This is a genomic window from Bradyrhizobium sp. Leaf396 (assembly GCF_001424605.1).
Classification (GTDB): Bacteria; Pseudomonadota; Alphaproteobacteria; order Rhizobiales; family Xanthobacteraceae; genus Bradyrhizobium; species Bradyrhizobium japonicum_C.
The window spans coordinates 116,666-131,165 of record NZ_LMQJ01000056.1; the positions used below are offsets into that span (position 1 = coordinate 116,666).

General features: G+C 64.8%; 13 protein-coding genes and 1 pseudogene. 4 read left to right on the forward strand and 10 right to left on the reverse strand.

Features of this window, described 5'->3' with window-relative positions; all coding sequences use genetic code 11:
* Window positions 1-50: 50 nt before the first annotated feature.
* From ASG57_RS30160 to ASG57_RS30190, 7 genes are all read right to left on the reverse strand, one after another.
* Window positions 51-1,808 (reverse strand): alkaline phosphatase, encoded by a 1,758-nt coding sequence (locus ASG57_RS30160; protein WP_057198820.1) that lies wholly within the window; start codon window positions 1,806-1,808, stop codon window positions 51-53.
* A 93-nt stretch (window positions 1,809-1,901) separates the two neighbouring features.
* Window positions 1,902-3,239 (reverse strand): argininosuccinate synthase, encoded by a 1,338-nt coding sequence (gene argG / locus ASG57_RS30165; protein ID WP_057198716.1) that lies wholly within the window; start codon window positions 3,237-3,239, stop codon window positions 1,902-1,904.
* A 93-nt stretch (window positions 3,240-3,332) separates the two neighbouring features.
* Window positions 3,333-4,109, reverse strand: a complete 777-nt coding sequence (locus ASG57_RS30170) for a phosphatase PAP2 family protein (RefSeq protein WP_057198718.1) — start codon at window positions 4,107-4,109, stop codon at window positions 3,333-3,335.
* Window positions 4,110-4,163: 54 nt separating this feature from the next.
* Window positions 4,164-4,658 carry a hypothetical protein gene (locus ASG57_RS30175; protein WP_024338792.1) on the reverse strand — a complete coding sequence of 165 codons (495 nt, stop codon included), beginning with the start codon at window positions 4,656-4,658 and terminating at the stop codon, window positions 4,164-4,166.
* 151 nt (window positions 4,659-4,809) lie between these two features.
* Window positions 4,810-6,012, reverse strand: coding sequence for a dual-specificity RNA methyltransferase RlmN (gene rlmN / locus ASG57_RS30180; protein ID WP_024338791.1), 1,203 nt, complete (start codon window positions 6,010-6,012; stop codon window positions 4,810-4,812).
* 187 nt (window positions 6,013-6,199) lie between these two features.
* On the reverse strand, window positions 6,200-6,850 hold the full coding sequence (locus ASG57_RS30185; protein ID WP_024338790.1) for an invasion associated locus B family protein: 651 nt from the start codon (window positions 6,848-6,850) through the stop codon (window positions 6,200-6,202).
* A gap of 116 nt (window positions 6,851-6,966) precedes the next feature.
* Window positions 6,967-7,806, reverse strand: coding sequence for an SDR family oxidoreductase (locus ASG57_RS30190; protein ID WP_024338789.1), 840 nt, complete (start codon window positions 7,804-7,806; stop codon window positions 6,967-6,969).
* Between the two features lie 233 nt (window positions 7,807-8,039).
* Between ASG57_RS30190 and ASG57_RS30195 the strand changes: the two genes are divergently transcribed.
* Window positions 8,040-9,014 (forward strand): NADPH:quinone oxidoreductase family protein, encoded by a 975-nt coding sequence (locus tag ASG57_RS30195; RefSeq protein WP_057198719.1) that lies wholly within the window; start codon window positions 8,040-8,042, stop codon window positions 9,012-9,014.
* A gap of 29 nt (window positions 9,015-9,043) precedes the next feature.
* Here ASG57_RS30195 and ASG57_RS30200 read toward each other — a convergent pair whose 3' ends face one another.
* Both ASG57_RS30200 and ASG57_RS30205 read right to left on the reverse strand, forming a co-directional pair.
* On the reverse strand, window positions 9,044-9,436 hold the full coding sequence (locus ASG57_RS30200) for a YkvA family protein (protein WP_024338787.1): 393 nt from the start codon (window positions 9,434-9,436) through the stop codon (window positions 9,044-9,046).
* Window positions 9,437-9,535: 99 nt separating this feature from the next.
* Window positions 9,536-9,826: a 4a-hydroxytetrahydrobiopterin dehydratase gene (locus tag ASG57_RS30205; protein WP_024338786.1), complete on the reverse strand. Its 291-nt coding sequence runs from the start codon at window positions 9,824-9,826 to the stop codon at window positions 9,536-9,538.
* 151 nt (window positions 9,827-9,977) lie between these two features.
* Between ASG57_RS30205 and ASG57_RS30210 the strand changes: the two genes are divergently transcribed.
* Both ASG57_RS30210 and ASG57_RS30215 read left to right on the forward strand, forming a co-directional pair.
* Window positions 9,978-11,423 carry a TAXI family TRAP transporter solute-binding subunit gene (locus tag ASG57_RS30210; RefSeq protein WP_024338785.1) on the forward strand — a complete coding sequence of 482 codons (1,446 nt, stop codon included), beginning with the start codon at window positions 9,978-9,980 and terminating at the stop codon, window positions 11,421-11,423.
* 193 nt (window positions 11,424-11,616) lie between these two features.
* Window positions 11,617-13,158, forward strand: a pseudogene (locus tag ASG57_RS30215) (alkaline phosphatase D family protein).
* A 3-nt stretch (window positions 13,159-13,161) separates the two neighbouring features.
* Here ASG57_RS30215 and ASG57_RS30220 read toward each other — a convergent pair.
* Window positions 13,162-13,545 carry a response regulator gene (locus tag ASG57_RS30220; protein WP_024338783.1) on the reverse strand — a complete coding sequence of 128 codons (384 nt, stop codon included), beginning with the start codon at window positions 13,543-13,545 and terminating at the stop codon, window positions 13,162-13,164.
* Between the two features lie 175 nt (window positions 13,546-13,720).
* On the opposite strand from ASG57_RS30220, the gene ASG57_RS30225 reads away from it, so the two are divergent.
* On the forward strand, window positions 13,721-14,485 hold the full coding sequence (locus ASG57_RS30225) for a Crp/Fnr family transcriptional regulator (protein ID WP_024338782.1): 765 nt from the start codon (window positions 13,721-13,723) through the stop codon (window positions 14,483-14,485).
* Window positions 14,486-14,500 lie beyond the last annotated feature (15 nt).

Consider the following 14,500-nt stretch of genomic DNA (forward strand, 5'->3'; position numbering starts at 1 on the left):
GCCCGTTTGCGGAGGCGTGCGACTTTGCGATTCGCAGTCGATCCTCCGCTTCATTGCCCCGCTGCCAATCCCAACGCGTCGGCCATGACCCGGAACACTTCCGTATTGTCCATCGACCCGTGCACGCGCTCGCTGCCCGGTCCAGTCGCGGTCAGGATGACATCCTCGCCCGAATGCACGCTGGCGCCGATCAGCGCGGAAAGATTGCCGGGGCGCAGCACCGCGCCCGGAACGTCCTTGTATTTGTCGTTGGCCTTGAAGGTTCCGTCGTCGCCCGCCTTGATGGTCGGCTGGTTGGGGCCGTCCAGCTTCGGACGGAACGTCTCGTAGTGATCAGGCAGGCTGGCCGAGAAGATCGCGAGCCGCCGACTCACGTCGATGCGCGCCGGATAACCTTCCGCATCCGGCGCCGGATAGTTGGGAAATCCGGCCTTGTCGTAGACCGCAACGCGCTCGCGCAAGGGAACATTGGGCACGGTGCCCATGTCGTCATTCACCGTCCCGACAAGGCTGTTGGGATGATTGTGGTCGGCGACCACCATGATGAGAGTGTCGTCGCCGCGTGCGCGCGCCCATTCGCGCGTCTGGCGCACCGCGTTGTCGAGCATGATCGTGTCGTAGACGGCGCGCTCCATGTCGAGCAGATGCGCATATTTGTCGATCATTCCGGATTCCACCATCAGGAAGAAACCGTTCTCGTTCTTCGAAAGGATGTTGAGTGCCGCCTGGACCTGCTCGGTGAGATCAGGCTGCTCGGGGAATTTCCTGACGCCGCCGCCCTTCAGGAATTTGCGGTCGAGCACACCGTCCATATTGCCGGTCGCGAACAGGCCGAGCAGCTTGGTGGTCTCCTGTCTTGCGGCGGACGCGCCGAGTTCGCTCGCGGTGGTCGCCACCTGATAGCCGGCATCGCGAAACTTCGCGATGTAGTCGGTCTCGTCCTTGCGTTTCGAGCCGGCGACCGACTTCGGCAGAAAGTTCGCGCTGCCGCCGCCCATCAGCACATCCGGCTTCGCGTCGAAGAACTGCTCGACAATGTCGTCATAGGCGGCGCGCCGGCGGGTGTGCGCTACCATAGCCGCCGGCGTTGCGTCTTCGATTTCGGTATTGGTAACGATGCCGATCGCCATGCCGAGCCGCCTCTTGGCGAGGCTGGCGATGGTTTCGACACGGGGATCGTCGAGCGGGCTTGCAGTGCGGTCCGCATAGACGCCGAGGGCGTTGACGGCGCTCTTGTGCCCGGTCGCATAGGCGCTGGCCGAGTTCGCGGAATCGGTGATGATCGAATCCGAGCCTGCGGTTGCCACCAGGGCCATATGGGGCATGTCGTCGATGGCGAGCTTGCCCCGGCTCTTGCCCTCCGAGATTCCCTTGGAGAGGATTCGCGCTGCGACCCGGTGCGCGGGCGACATGCCGTCACCGATGAACAGGATGACATTCTTCGCCTTGCGCGGGCCGGTGTCGTAGACCGTCCATGTGACGCTGCGCTGGCGCGTGCCGTCGCTGATGTCGACGACAACGTTGCCGGGCCTGGCCAGCGTGACGTCGCGCAGGATCAGGGCCGACTGGTCCTTGCCATCCTCGCGCTCGATGAAAGTCCCGGCACGGCCGAAGGCCGTCGCATAATCCGCGCCGTTCATCGTCACCTTCAACTTGGTCGCATCGACCGGGCCGGGAAGCTCGACCTTGAAGTCGAATTTGGCTCCGGCCAGGATCTCGGCACGATCGATCGGGTAGACGGTCTGCGCCGACAGCGACGAGGTCCAGCCGAGGACGATGAGGGAGGCGAGTGCCGATGTCTTGATCATGCGCGATGCTCCGAAACCCATTCCGACAGAAACAGGAGCGTAGCGATCGAGAATGACACCGTCATTAAGCTATCATCGCGTGGCCCGGACGTCTCAGCCTCTATCGCTCTCCAGCCGGAAGATCTGCGAGCCTTCGCTGCCCGAGAGCAGGCCGGTCTCGCTGTAGAGCTTCAGCTTGGTGCGGGTGTCGGCGATGTCGAGGTTGCGCATGGTGAGCTGGCCGATGCGGTCGGCCGGCGTGAAGGCGGCGTCCTCCACCTTCTCCATGCTGAGCCGCTCCGGCGCGTAGGTCAGGTTCGGGCTCTCGGTGTTGAGGATCGAATAATCGTTGCCGCGGCGCAGCTCCAGCGTGACCTCGCCGGTGACGGCGCGCGCGACCCAGCGCTGCGCAGTCTCGCGCAGCATGAGAGCCTGCGAGTCGAACCAGCGGCCCTGATAGAGCAGGCGGCCCAAGCGCATGCCGCTGATGCGGTACTGCTCGATGGTATCCTCGTTGTGGATGCCGGTGAGGAGGCGCTCATAGGCGACGTGGAGCAGCGCCATGCCGGGCGCCTCGTAGATGCCGCGGCTCTTGGCTTCGATGATGCGGTTCTCGATCTGGTCGCTCATGCCGAGGCCGTGGCGGCCGCCGATGGCGTTGGCTTCGAGAAACAGCGCCACGGGATCGGTGAAGGTCTGGCCGTTCAGCGCGGTCGGCTGGCCTTCCTCGAAGCGCACCACGACCTTCTCCGCCTTGACGTTGCAGTCGTCGCGCCAGAACGGCACGCCCATGATCGGATTGACGATCTTGATGCCGCTGTCGAGGCTTTCGAGATCCTTGGCCTCGTGCGTGGCGCCGAGCAGGTTGCTGTCGGTCGAATACGCCTTCTCGGCGCTCATCTTGTAGGCGAAACCTTGCGCCGTCATGAACGCCGACATCTCGGCGCGGCCGCCGAGCTCGTCGATGAACTGCTGGTCGAGCCAGGGCTTGTAGATCTTCAGGCCGGGATTGGTGAGCAGGCCATAGCGGTAGAAGCGCTCGATGTCGTTGCCCTTGAACGTCGAGCCATCCCCCCAGATGTTGACGCCGTCTTCCTTCATCGCCGCGACCAGCATCGTGCCGGTGACGGCGCGGCCGAGTGGCGTGGTATTGAAATAGGTGATGCCGCCGGTCGAGATGTGAAAGGCGCCGGACTGGATCGCGGCGATGCCTTCATGGACGAGCTGAGTGCGGCAATCGACCAGCCGCGCCTTCTCGGCGCCGAATTCCATCGCCTTGCGCGGGATCTCGTTGTAGTCGGCCTCATCAGGCTGGCCGAGATTGGCGGTGTAGGCGTAGCAGCGCGCGCCCTTCTGCTTCATCCAGAGCAGCGCCGCAGAAGTGTCGAGGCCGCCCGAAAACGCGATGCCGACTTTCTCGCCCTTGGGCAGGCTTTTCAGGATCGTGGTCATGGGGCTTCCAATCGGGTCTCAAGGGCTGATGAAGGTGCGAAACTTGGCCGCGCGAATATCAAATTTCGCACGCCTCGGCATCCCTTTAATGGCTCAAACCGAGGGCTCGGGACCGGTCTTGCGGCCGAACAGGCGCTGGCGGAGCCGGTAGCCGGGCCAGCTCAGCCGGGTCAAGGCGGCGTCGACCGCCTCGTCCGAGAACCTCGTCCGCGGCCAGCGGTAAATCAGCGCGTAGGCGAACCAGATCACGACGAAGGTGACGAGGCCGGCGATGGAAACGTCGGTGAAGAAGTGGCCACCGAAGGCCATGCGAAGCCCGCTCGTCAAGGCCCCGAACACCACTGCGGCGGCATAGGCGATCGGGCGCCACGGCGGCGGCGCCAGCGCAGCCGGCGCGAGCGTCCAAAATGCCGTCGCCCCCTCGCCGGAGAAGAACGAGCAGTTGCGTCCGCAGCCGCCGCGGGGATCCCACCACGGCACGAATTGCTGATCGCCGGCAAACTCGGTCACCACCACCGGACGCGGACGGCCCCAGTAAGTCTTGAACGTCAGGTTGGTCAGGATGCCGGCCGACATGGTCATCGTCACCAGCAGGAAGACGACCGTACGGCCCCGCACCATCATCGGCCGGTCGGGCCGGATCATCTTGACCACGAGCGCGACGATCGAGGGCAAGGCGAATGCCCAGGCGATCCACATCGCCGCATCGCGCGCGAAGCCGGCCCAGCCGTTCAGCTTGAGCGGGAACGTCCTGGTTGCGGGGTCGAAGAAAAGCGCCGCGAGCTTGAGATCGAGTTCGGGATAGAGGCCGAAAACGACGCCGATCACGAGCCACAGCGCTAGGGCGATGAAGAGTCCGGTCCGGTTCATGGCGCGCGGTTTAGCGGAGTGGGGAGGCGATGAAAACCCCGGACGCGGCGCAACTTATCGCGCATCCGGCCTCGAGTTCGACGGCAAGGGCGGCGGCGGCTTCCGCGGGGGTGGCGGGTTGCGCCAGGCGCCGGCGTTGCGGCCGGCGATCAACCAGTAGACCACGCCGGCGACGATGCCGGCTCCGGTCATGATCTCCAGATGCCGCCGCACGATGCCCTCGAACTGGAACGTGTCGGCATGGAAGGGGACGAGACCGAGATAGCAGGCGAGCCCGACGAGGCCGCCACCGAGGGCATAGGCGAGCGCGCTGCGGATGTAGAGCGCTTCGGTGATCGCGACGATCACCGCCGCCGGCACCAGCGCAAAGCCGGAGACGAAGATGAAACCGAAACCGAGCAGGACATCGATCGTGCCCTGGTCGACGGGACCTGCGCCCAGATCGGCGAATTCCGGAAACAGCAGCGCGACGACGATGATCATGCCGCCGACGAAGCAGGCGGCGAGGAAGCCGATGAAGATGACGACGAGACGGCCGATCAGGGACATGGCGCAAGCGAATTGGTGACCGGCAGTGTCACCAGGCCCCCGGTCGTCATGCCCGGGCTTGACCCGGGCATCCACGACTTTTCCAATCGCGGCCCGACGTGGATGGCCGGGTCAAGCCCGGCCATGACGAACGTTGATGGCATTGCCATCATCAATCCGTCATCGCCATGGCGCGCAGCGCCTGGCGCTCGCGCGCGCTGAGCTTCTCGGTCTCCGACTTGAGCTGGCCGCAGGCGGCGAGGATGTCGCGGCCGCGCGGGGTGCGCACCGGCGAGGAATAGCCGGCGTTGAAGATGTATTCGGAGAACTTCTCGATCTGGTCCCAGTCGGAGCATTCATAGGCGGTGCCGGGCCAGGGATTGAACGGGATCAGGTTTATCTTGGCCGGAATGCCCTTGAGCATCCTCACCAGCAGCTTGGCATCGTCGAGCGAATCGTTGACGCCCTTGAGCATCACATATTCGAAGGTGATGCGGCGGGCGTTCGAGGCGCCGGGATAGTCGCGGCAGGCCTGCAGCAATTCCTTGATCGGATATTTGCGGTTGAGCGGCACCAGCTCGTTGCGCAGCTCGTCGCGCACGGCATGCAGCGAGATCGCCAGCATCACGCCGATCTCCTCGCCGGCACGCACGATGTTCGGCACCACGCCCGAGGTCGAGAGCGTGATTCGGCGGCGGGAGATGCCGATGCCCTCGTTGTCCCCGACGATGAGCAGCGCATCGCGCACCGCGTCGAAATTGTAGAGCGGCTCGCCCATGCCCATCATCACGATGTTGGTGACGCGGCGCGTGCCGTCCTCGCGATCGGCCCAGTCGTTGAGGCGATCGCGCGCCACCATCACCTGTCCGACGATCTCGCCGGCGGTGAGATTGCGCACCAGGCGCTGCGTGCCGGTGTGGCAGAAGGAACAGTTCAGCGTGCAGCCGACCTGCGAGGAGACGCAGAGCGTGCCGCGGTCGGTCTCGGGGATGTAGACGCACTCGACCTCATGCGCCTTCTGAACGGAATCGCCGCTCGGCAAGCGCAGCAGCCATTTGCGGGTGCCGTCGTTGGAGATCTGCTCGGCCACGACCTCGGGCCGATCGACGGTGAAATGCTGGGCGAGATCGGCGCGGATCCCCTTCGAAATCGAGGTCATCTCCTCAAAACTCTGGGCGCCGCGGAAATAGATCCAGTGCCAGAGCTGCTGCACGCGCATCTTGCGCTGCGCCGGTGCGACGCCGATCTCGCCGAGACGATCGGCAAGCTCGGTGCGCGACAGGCCGATCAGCGACGGCTTGGCCGGCGGCACATAGGTTTCGAGCGGAGTCTTCTCCACCAGGATAGCGTTGCGCGGCTCGGTCGAGGTTTGCATCAAAGCGCCTAGGATCACTGCTGTCTGAACTCGTCATGCCCGGGGTTGACCCGGGCATCCACGTCTTTCCTTTATTGCGGTAACGCGTGGACGGCCCGGTCAAGCCAAGCCATGACGGCGAAAATCTGGAACCGGCCTTATATAGCAACCGAACCCGCCGATTGCGACCGTGCTATCGCCCGCAGCCTTAACGCCGACAGTCCTGCGCGATCTTGTCGAGCGCCTGGGAAAGGCCCTTCAGCGAGAAAGTGTCGGTCGTCTCCGTGCCCTTGGCCGAGACGCCTTTGACCACGAGATCGGCGGATTTGCGCATGGCTTCGACCATCCGCTCCTCCTCGGCCGCGTTCTTGATCCAGAGACCGTCGCCCTGCGTGTACATGGCATAGGATGCGCCGCCGACCTCGACCGTCGATTCGGAGCCCGGCTTCAGCGCGTAGCCGATCATGACCGAGACTTCGTTGTTCACCTTCTCCGCCGGCCGGGTCGAGACGAAGGCGTAGGCCGGATCGCGCGGCCGATTCGGCGGATTGGTCTTCGACGACGAGGGCTTGGCCAGCGCGAAGCAGACCTTCTTGCCGTTGGGCGTCGCCGAATAGGCGCCCCAGGTGCCGAACTGCCCGATCAAGGTCGGCTCAGCACCACCCGCAACGCCCGCGGGTGGCCCGCCCGGTTTGCTCTCGGGCTTTGCGGCCGCCTTGGCGGTCGTATTGGACGGCGCAGCCGACTTCGGTGCCGTCTCTCTTGGAGCAGACTTGGGCGCCGTCTGCGCCCGCGCGGAATCGGCGATTCCCCCGGCCATGACGACAGTCATCAAAGCTAAAATCAGCACCCGCCACATGCTGGAGTGGTTCCCTCAATATTGTGACTGGAAGATGGCCCGGCAGCGCTTTGTCCCCGGGCAGGGATAACCGGGAAAGCTCAATTTGGGAAGGCAGTTAGCGGTACCAGCAGCAGCTAGGCCTTGGATCGCGCGGCGCGTTGCTCGGTCCACTGCACCTCGGTCCAGCCGAGCAAATCCTCGGCGCCGGAACTGCGCAAATGCGCGCCACCGTCGATCACGACCATCTCGCCGTTGATGTAGGCGGCGCGGTCGGAGACCAGGAAGCTGGCGAGATCGCCAAGCTCGCTGTGCTCCCCAGTGCGGCCCAGCGGGTTGCGCGCCGTCCAGCTGTCGTCGCGGCCTTCGGGACGGAGCTGCCCGGTAGCCCCCGCGGTCGGAAACGGACCCGGCGCGATCGCAACGGTGCGGATGCCCTTCGGCCCCCACTCCACCGCAAGGCTCTTGGTCATCGCCAGCACTGCCGACTTCGCCATGGCCGACGGCACGGTGAACGCACGGCCGGTGATGGTCGACGTCGAGAGGATCGACAGCACGACACCGCCACGCCTGGCCTCGATCCAGCGCCTCCCCGCAGCGAGGGTGCAATACATCGCGCCATGCAGCGTCGGCGCCAGGACGGCGTCCGCGGCACGGAAGGAGAGGTGCTCGGTCTGCGCAATGAAGGTCGCGGCAGCATTGTTGACGAGGATGTCGAGCGGCGCCTCGCGCCAGATCTGATCCATCATGTCGTCGACCGCGGCACCATCGCGGATATCGCAGGCGATCGTCTTCACCTTGCCGCCGATCTGCGCGCGCATCTCGCTCGCAGTCGCCTCGAGCCGGTCGAGCTTGCGGCCGCAGATCACGAGTTCGGCGCCCAGCGCGAGGAAGCGACGACCCATCGCGGCACCAAGGCCCGAACCGCCGCCGGTGACGAGGATGCGCTTGTTCTTCAGCAGGCCCGTTTCAAACATCGTTTGAATCCCTTCTCCGCGGATTTCGTCATTGCTGTTGCAGCCAAGCAGTCCGGAGTCCGCGCCGCGGAAATAGCCTGGATGCTTCGCTGCGCTCGCAACGACGCGAGGATAGGCCGGCGCATCGCTTTGGCAAAGAAACCGGATTGTCGGGGCGCGCCAAATCCGGCAGAAACGGACCAACTATAATTCACTCGAAACGCCCAGGACTTACTTCTCAAGAAGGTGCCGCCATGAAAGCCATCCTCTGCTCGCAATACTGCCAGCCTGACGATCTCGTGCTGACGGAGGTGCCGGATCCGGTGGCAGGTCCGGGCGAAGCCGTGATCGCGATCAAGGCCGCGGCATTGAACTTCTTCGACCTCCTGATGATCCAGGGCAAATACCAGATCAAGCCGCCGTTCCCGTTCTCGCCGGCTGCGGAAGTCGCGGGCGTGATCGAGAGCATCGGCGCGGGCGTGACCGATCTGAAAGTCGGTGATCGCGTGGTCGCATCTTGCGGCCACAACGGCGCGCGCGAGAAGATCGCATTGCCGGCGGCATCGATCGTGAAGATTCCGGACAATCTCGATTACGACCGCGCGGCCGGCATCATCATCATCTACGGCACCGCGCTGCATGCGCTGGAAGATCGCGCCAGCCCCAAGCCCGGCGAGACGCTCGCGGTGCTGGGCGCCGCCGGCGGCACGGGCCTTGCCGCCTGCGAGCTCGGCAAGCTGATGGGCCTGAAGGTGATCGCTTGCGCCTCCTCGGACGAGAAGCTCGAATTCGCGAAGGCGCACGGCGCCGAGCTGACGCTGAACTACGCCAAGGAAGATCTGAAGGAGGGCCTGCGCAAGCTCACCGGCGGCAAGGGCGTCGACATCATCTTCGATCCGGTTGGTGGTGCCTATGCCGAGCAGGCGCTGCGCTCGATCGCCTGGGAGGGCCGCTTTCTCGTGATCGGCTTCGCCGCGGGCGACATTCCGAAGATGCCGCTGAACCTCGCGCTGCTGAAAGGCTGCGACATCCGCGGCGTGTTCTGGGGCGCCTGGACCCGGCAGAATCCGGAGAAGAACCGCGTCAACCTGGAAAAGCTCGTGAAGTGGACCGCGGAAGGAAAGATCTCATCGCATGTTGACCGCACCTTCCCGCTGGTGCAGACGGCCGACGCGCTGAAGGTGCTGGCGGGGCGCCAGGCGATGGGCAAAGTGATCCTGCATCCGTGAACTGATGCAGGCGGTTGAAGTCGCGCAGGCTACGCGACTTCTGCTGTGCCGGCCGCCTCCTCCACCCCACGCTTCAGCGCAGCGCGCGCAGCGTCGCGGTGCTCGTTCGTGATGTGGCCGGCAACCATGCGGATGGCGGCCGCGAGCACGGCAGCGTCATCCGCGAAGCCGAGCATCGGCATCACGTCAGCGACGAAGTCGAACGGCAGGACGAAGTAGGCAATGGCGCCGAGCAGGGAGGCCTGGACGTGCCGCGGCGTCTGCCGGTCGAACGCGCAGTAATAGGCGGCAAGCAGATCTTCCGCGAACGGCAGTTGGGCGGCGACGCGCTTCAGCTTGCGCCAGAAGCGGCGGCGCACGCTTTCGCGATCTTCCGCGAGCCGATCGGCCGGCTCGAAGCCGACGCTGTGCTCGGCAGCCATCTCGAAACTCCCCGTTCAGCCCGCGGCGGCGGACCGCCGCATCACATCCATGATCACAAGATGGGGATGAGGCCGGACGCCGCAAGACGTCAGCCCATGTCAGGTCGCGATGGCGTTCATCGCCTTGGCCAGCTCGATGTCGAGCGTCGTGACGCCGCCGGCATCATGGGTCGACAGCACCACCTCGACGGTCTTGTAGACGTTGCGCCATTCGGGATGGTGATCCATCTTCTCGGCGACCAGCGCCGCGCGGGTCATGAAGCCGAAAGCCTGGTTGAAATCCTTGAAGACAAAGGTCTTCCCAATGGCGTCGCGGCCTTGGACGTCGGTCCAGCCCGGGATTCCGCCCAGCGCCTGCTTGCGCGCGTCAGCCGTCAACCGCTCTGCCATGATTGCCTCCATCGTTCAGGGGAACTTTACCCTAACACCGTCCCGACGCCCGGGTTCATACGGAATTGGCCCCATCCGCTAACCATGACGGAGATGTAACCCCGCCGGACAAGAAATTTGCTACAATTGCGGTCGTAGACCGCCGGCCAAGATGAAACTGAGCCTGAAGCGCCTGTTTGGGAGATCGATGACCGGGGGACTGAACCTGGCCGAAGCGCCCCCTCCGCCTTCGCCGCGATCCGCGGTGCGGAAGACTGCGCTCGTGTCTCTGGCGCTCGTGCTTGCGATCATCGGCGCCCTTGCCGGCGCCTATTACTTCGCAATGCGCCCGGTGACGCTGAAGATCGCGGTGGGGCCCGCCAACAGCGACGACGTCAAGGTGGTTCAGACGCTGACGCAGGCCTTTACGCAGAGCAAGGGCCAGGTGCGGCTGCGACCTTTCCAGACCGACGGCGCGACCGCCAGCGCGGACGCGCTCAAGGAAGGCAAGGTCGATCTCGCTATCGTGCGCGGCGACGTCGACGTTCCCAAGAACGCGCAAGCGGTCGCGACCCTGCGCAAGAACGTCGTGGTGCTGTGGTCCGTGCCCGGCAAAGGCAAGAAGCGGGGTCCGAAGATCACCAAGATCGCCCAGCTCGCCGGTCATCGCGTCGGCGTGGTGGGTCGCACCCAGGCCAACGTCAATTTGCTCAGGGTGATCCTCCAGCAATACGGCGTCGATCCCGCCAAGGTCGAGATCGTTCAATTCCCGGCGAACGAAGCGGCCGAGGCGATCAAGGCACAAAAGGCCGACGTCTATCTCGCCGCCGGCCCCGTCAACAGCAAGATTACGGCGGATGCGATCGCCGCCTCCACCAGGGATTTCGGCGCCCCTACCTTCCTCGCCATCGATTCGGCAGACGCGATCGCGCAAAACCATCCGGTCTACGAAGCGTCCGAGATTCCCGCAGGCGCCTATGGCGGCTCTCCCGCTCGCCCGGACGACGAGGTCAAGACCATCAGCTTTTCACATCACATCGTGGCGCGCAGAGGCGTGCCCGAAAGCACCATTGCGGCATTCACGCGCCAGCTCTTCGCCGTGCGCCAGCAACTTGTGACCGAGTTCCCGCTGGCGGCAAAGATCGAGACGCCCGACACCGACAAGGATGCGGTGATCCCCGTGCATCCCGGCGCTGCGGCCTTCGTCGATGGCGAGGAGAAGACCTTCCTCGACAAGTACAGCGATTACATCTGGTGGAGCCTGATGGCGCTGTCCGCCATGGGCTCGATCGGCGCCTGGTTCGCCGGCTATCTCAAGAAGGACGAGCGCGACAACAGCAACCACCAGCGCGAACGTCTGCTCGACATGATCGCTGCGGCACGCAAATGCGACACGACCGAAGAGCTCGACCAGATGCAGACCGAAGCGGACGACATCCTGCGCGATACGCTGCGCTGCTTCGACCACGGCGCGATCGAGGAAGCAGCGCTCACCGCCTTCAACATCGCGCTCGACCAGTTTCACGCCGCCGTCGCGGACCGCAAGACGGTGCTGATGAGCCTGCCTCAGAACCTGCAACGCGCAGGCGCGCAATTCCGGGCCGCCGGCAACGCGTGAGCGCTTGCGCGCGCAATTGCCGCGTCACATTGTCTCAATATAGCGTTCGTTACCATCCGGGGCGATGCATCAGCATCGAACCCGGAATCTCGATACTCCCCGGTGCGCAATTGCGCACCCAAGGTCCAGCCCTTCGGATCATCCCGGACTGACGGCGCAAGATGCGCGCCGGCAGCAAGCAGCGAACCCGTCCATGAACATCAAATTCTCGCGCCGCCGCTTTCTCGCCACCAGCGCCGGTGCGCTCGGCACGATTGCAATGCCATATCTTTCGCGCGCAGCCGATCGGCCAGCGGTCACTCACGGCGTACAGTCTGGTGACGTCACGGCCGACGGCGGCATGGTGTGGGCGCGCACCGATCGACCCGCGTAGATGCTGGTCGAGGTGGCGACGACGGATACGTTCAGGGATGCCCGTGCGCTGCCGCCGATCGCGGCGCTGCCCGAGAGCGACTTCACCGCAAAGATGCTGGTTGAAAATCTCCCCGCCGGCCAGGACATCTTCTACCGCGTCCGCTTCCGGGATCTCTCGCACAGCGCTGTCGAGGGCGCGCCGGTAACCGGCCGCTTCCGCACCGCGCCGGCCGACCGCCGCGACGTCAGCTTCGTCTGGGGCGGCGACGTCGCCGGCCAGGGTTGGGGCATCAACCCGGATGACGGCGGCATGGTCACCTTCTCGACGATGCGCCAGCACCGGCCTGACTTCTTCCTGCATTCCGGCGATACCATCTATGCCGACGGTCCGATCCAATCCGAGGTGAAGCTTGCCGACGGCAAGATCTGGAAGAACCTGACGATCCCCGAGAAGGCCAAGGTCGCCGAGACGCTCGACGAGTTTCGCGCCGCGCACAAATACAATCTCGCCGACGACAACCTCCGCGCCTTCAATGCCGAGGTGCCGATCTTCGTCCAGTGGGACGACCACGAGGTCACCAATAACTGGTCGCTCTCGAAGGAGCTGCCGGCCGCCTACAAGCTGCGCGACATCTCGCTGCTCGCCGCGCGCGGCGCGCGCGCCTTCCACGAGATGTACCCGATGCGCGAGAGCATCACTGAGCCCGGCCGGGTCTATCGCCAGATCTCCTACGGTCCGCATCTCGACGTGTTCATGCTGGACGAGCGCAGCTATCGCGGCCCTAACGGCGCCAATCTCGAAACCGCTTACGGTCCCGCCAGCAATTTCCTCGGACCGGACCAGATCGCCTGGCTCAAGCGCGCCCTCCTCAATTCGCGCGCGACATGGAAGGTGATCGCCTCCGACATGCCGATCGGCCTGATCGTTAGGGACACGCCGAAGGGCGGCTCGGAGGCCATCGCGCAGGGCGACGGCCCGGTGCGGGGCCGCGAGTTCGAGATCGCCGAGATCCTGCGTTTCATCAAACTTGCACCGATCAGCAACACGGTGTGGCTGACCGCGGACGTGCATTATGCGGCCGCGCATTTTTACGACCCCAACCGGGCGCAGTTCCAGGATTTCGACCCGTTCTGGGAATTCGTCTCAGGCCCGCTACATGCCGGCACGTTCGGTCCGAACACACTCGACAACACCTTTGGCCCGGAGGTGCGCTTCGTCAAGGCGCCGGGCAAAGACAGCCAGAACCTGCCGCCGTCGGCCGGCATGCAGTTCTTCGGACACGTCAAGATCGACGGCGCCTCGGGCCAGATGACGGTGACCCTGCGCGACCGCGCTGACGTTGCGCTTTGGTCAACCACGCTCGATCCGAAGCAGAGCTGATCGTTAGTCGGCGGCGCCTGCCTGAATCGCCGCTTCCAGCGCCTCGCTCGAACACGGCTTCTGCAACCGCGGCCGGCCCGCCAGATCGGGCGGAATTCGCGCCTCGGCACCGTAGCCGGTGACGAAAATGAACGGAACCTTCAACGTCATCAGCCGCTGGGCGACCGCAAAGCTCGTCTCGCGGATCAGCTCCACGTCAAGGAGCGCGAAATCCGGCGTACGCTTCGCGATGGCGTCCAGCGCCTGCGTCACCGAACCGACGGTCCGCACGCCGCTGACCCCGAAGCCGAGAAGACGGTCCTCGAAATCGATGGCGATGATCGGATCGTCCTCCACGATCAGAACATCGGCCGGCCTGCCTGAGCCATTGGAAGGTGCGGTTGCCATGATCGCTTCTTGTGTTGGGTTCTAGGATCAGGACTGCCGCGACGCGATGCCTGCTTACAGCGCGGAGGGTTCCCGGAACGAAACTCACCACATGATTGTTCTACCGTCTGTCCACTTGTGCACACAGTGGGCGGATGGAACTCGGTATGTTGGGAGGGAAGCAGGGGAGTTCACGATGGATGCGCGTACCGGCAAGGTCACCGAGGTCGAGAGCCGGCCGGCCAACAATCTGCTGCGGCGCTTGAGCCCGGCGGACTACGCCCTGCTGGCGCCGCACGTGATAGTGGAGGACGCCGCAGCGGGCCAGTTGATCTACAATCCGGGCGATGACGTCCAGGTCGTCCACTTTCCCTGCGGGCCGTCGCTCGCGACGTTCCTCGTGCCCAACGAGGACGGCCGCGACGTCGAAACCATTCTGGTCGGCCGCGAAGGCGCGGTAGGCGGGATCGTCAGCGAGGGATTCCTGCCGGCCTATACCCGGATCTGCGTAAAGTTCGGCGGGCCGTTTGCCCGCATTCACGTTGGCAAGCTGGAAGCGGCCAAGGTTCGCTCGTCCTCGCTGCGCAACATCTTCGCCCGCTATGCCGATTGCATGCTGGCCCAGATCTTCCAGTCGACCGCCTGCAACGCGATCCATTCGATAGAGCAGCGGACCGCCAAATGGATTCTGGCCGCGATGGAGCGGACCGGCGACGAAACCAGCGTGCCGCTGACCCACGAACAGCTCGCTACGCTGCTCGGCGTCGGCCGCAGCTACGCCAGCCGCGTGCTTCAGTCGTTCAAGGCTGAACGAATCCTCGACACCAGGCGCGGTTCGATCCTGGTTCGCAACCGCGACGGCCTGAAGCTTCGCGCCTGCCTCTGCAACGAGGCCGTAAAAATGCACTTCGAAGAGGTGCTGCGCGGCGTCTACCCGACCGAGGAGCGGGAGGCCGGGTAGCGGCCGGTCTGCGCG

Excerpts from the sequence above, each read along its gene's own strand:
- ASG57_RS30160 (WP_057198820.1), bottom strand. The coding sequence starts at position 1,808 with ATGATCAAGACATCGGCACTCGCCTCCCTCATCGTCCTCGGCTGGACC.
- argG (WP_057198716.1), bottom strand. The coding sequence starts at position 3,239 with ATGACCACGATCCTGAAAAGCCTGCCCAAGGGCGAGAAAGTCGGCATC.
- ASG57_RS30170 (WP_057198718.1), bottom strand. The coding sequence starts at position 4,109 with ATGAACCGGACCGGACTCTTCATCGCCCTAGCGCTGTGGCTCGTGATC.
- ASG57_RS30175 (WP_024338792.1), bottom strand. The coding sequence starts at position 4,658 with ATGTCCCTGATCGGCCGTCTCGTCGTCATCTTCATCGGCTTCCTCGCC.
- rlmN (WP_024338791.1), bottom strand. The coding sequence starts at position 6,012 with ATGCAAACCTCGACCGAGCCGCGCAACGCTATCCTGGTGGAGAAGACT.
- ASG57_RS30185 (WP_024338790.1), bottom strand. The coding sequence starts at position 6,850 with ATGTGGCGGGTGCTGATTTTAGCTTTGATGACTGTCGTCATGGCCGGG.
- ASG57_RS30190 (WP_024338789.1), bottom strand. The coding sequence starts at position 7,806 with ATGTTTGAAACGGGCCTGCTGAAGAACAAGCGCATCCTCGTCACCGGC.
- ASG57_RS30195 (WP_057198719.1), top strand. The coding sequence starts at position 8,040 with ATGAAAGCCATCCTCTGCTCGCAATACTGCCAGCCTGACGATCTCGTG.
- ASG57_RS30200 (WP_024338787.1), bottom strand. The coding sequence starts at position 9,436 with ATGGCTGCCGAGCACAGCGTCGGCTTCGAGCCGGCCGATCGGCTCGCG.
- ASG57_RS30205 (WP_024338786.1), bottom strand. The coding sequence starts at position 9,826 with ATGGCAGAGCGGTTGACGGCTGACGCGCGCAAGCAGGCGCTGGGCGGA.
- ASG57_RS30210 (WP_024338785.1), top strand. The coding sequence starts at position 9,978 with ATGAAACTGAGCCTGAAGCGCCTGTTTGGGAGATCGATGACCGGGGGA.
- ASG57_RS30220 (WP_024338783.1), bottom strand. The coding sequence starts at position 13,545 with ATGGCAACCGCACCTTCCAATGGCTCAGGCAGGCCGGCCGATGTTCTG.
- ASG57_RS30225 (WP_024338782.1), top strand. The coding sequence starts at position 13,721 with ATGGATGCGCGTACCGGCAAGGTCACCGAGGTCGAGAGCCGGCCGGCC.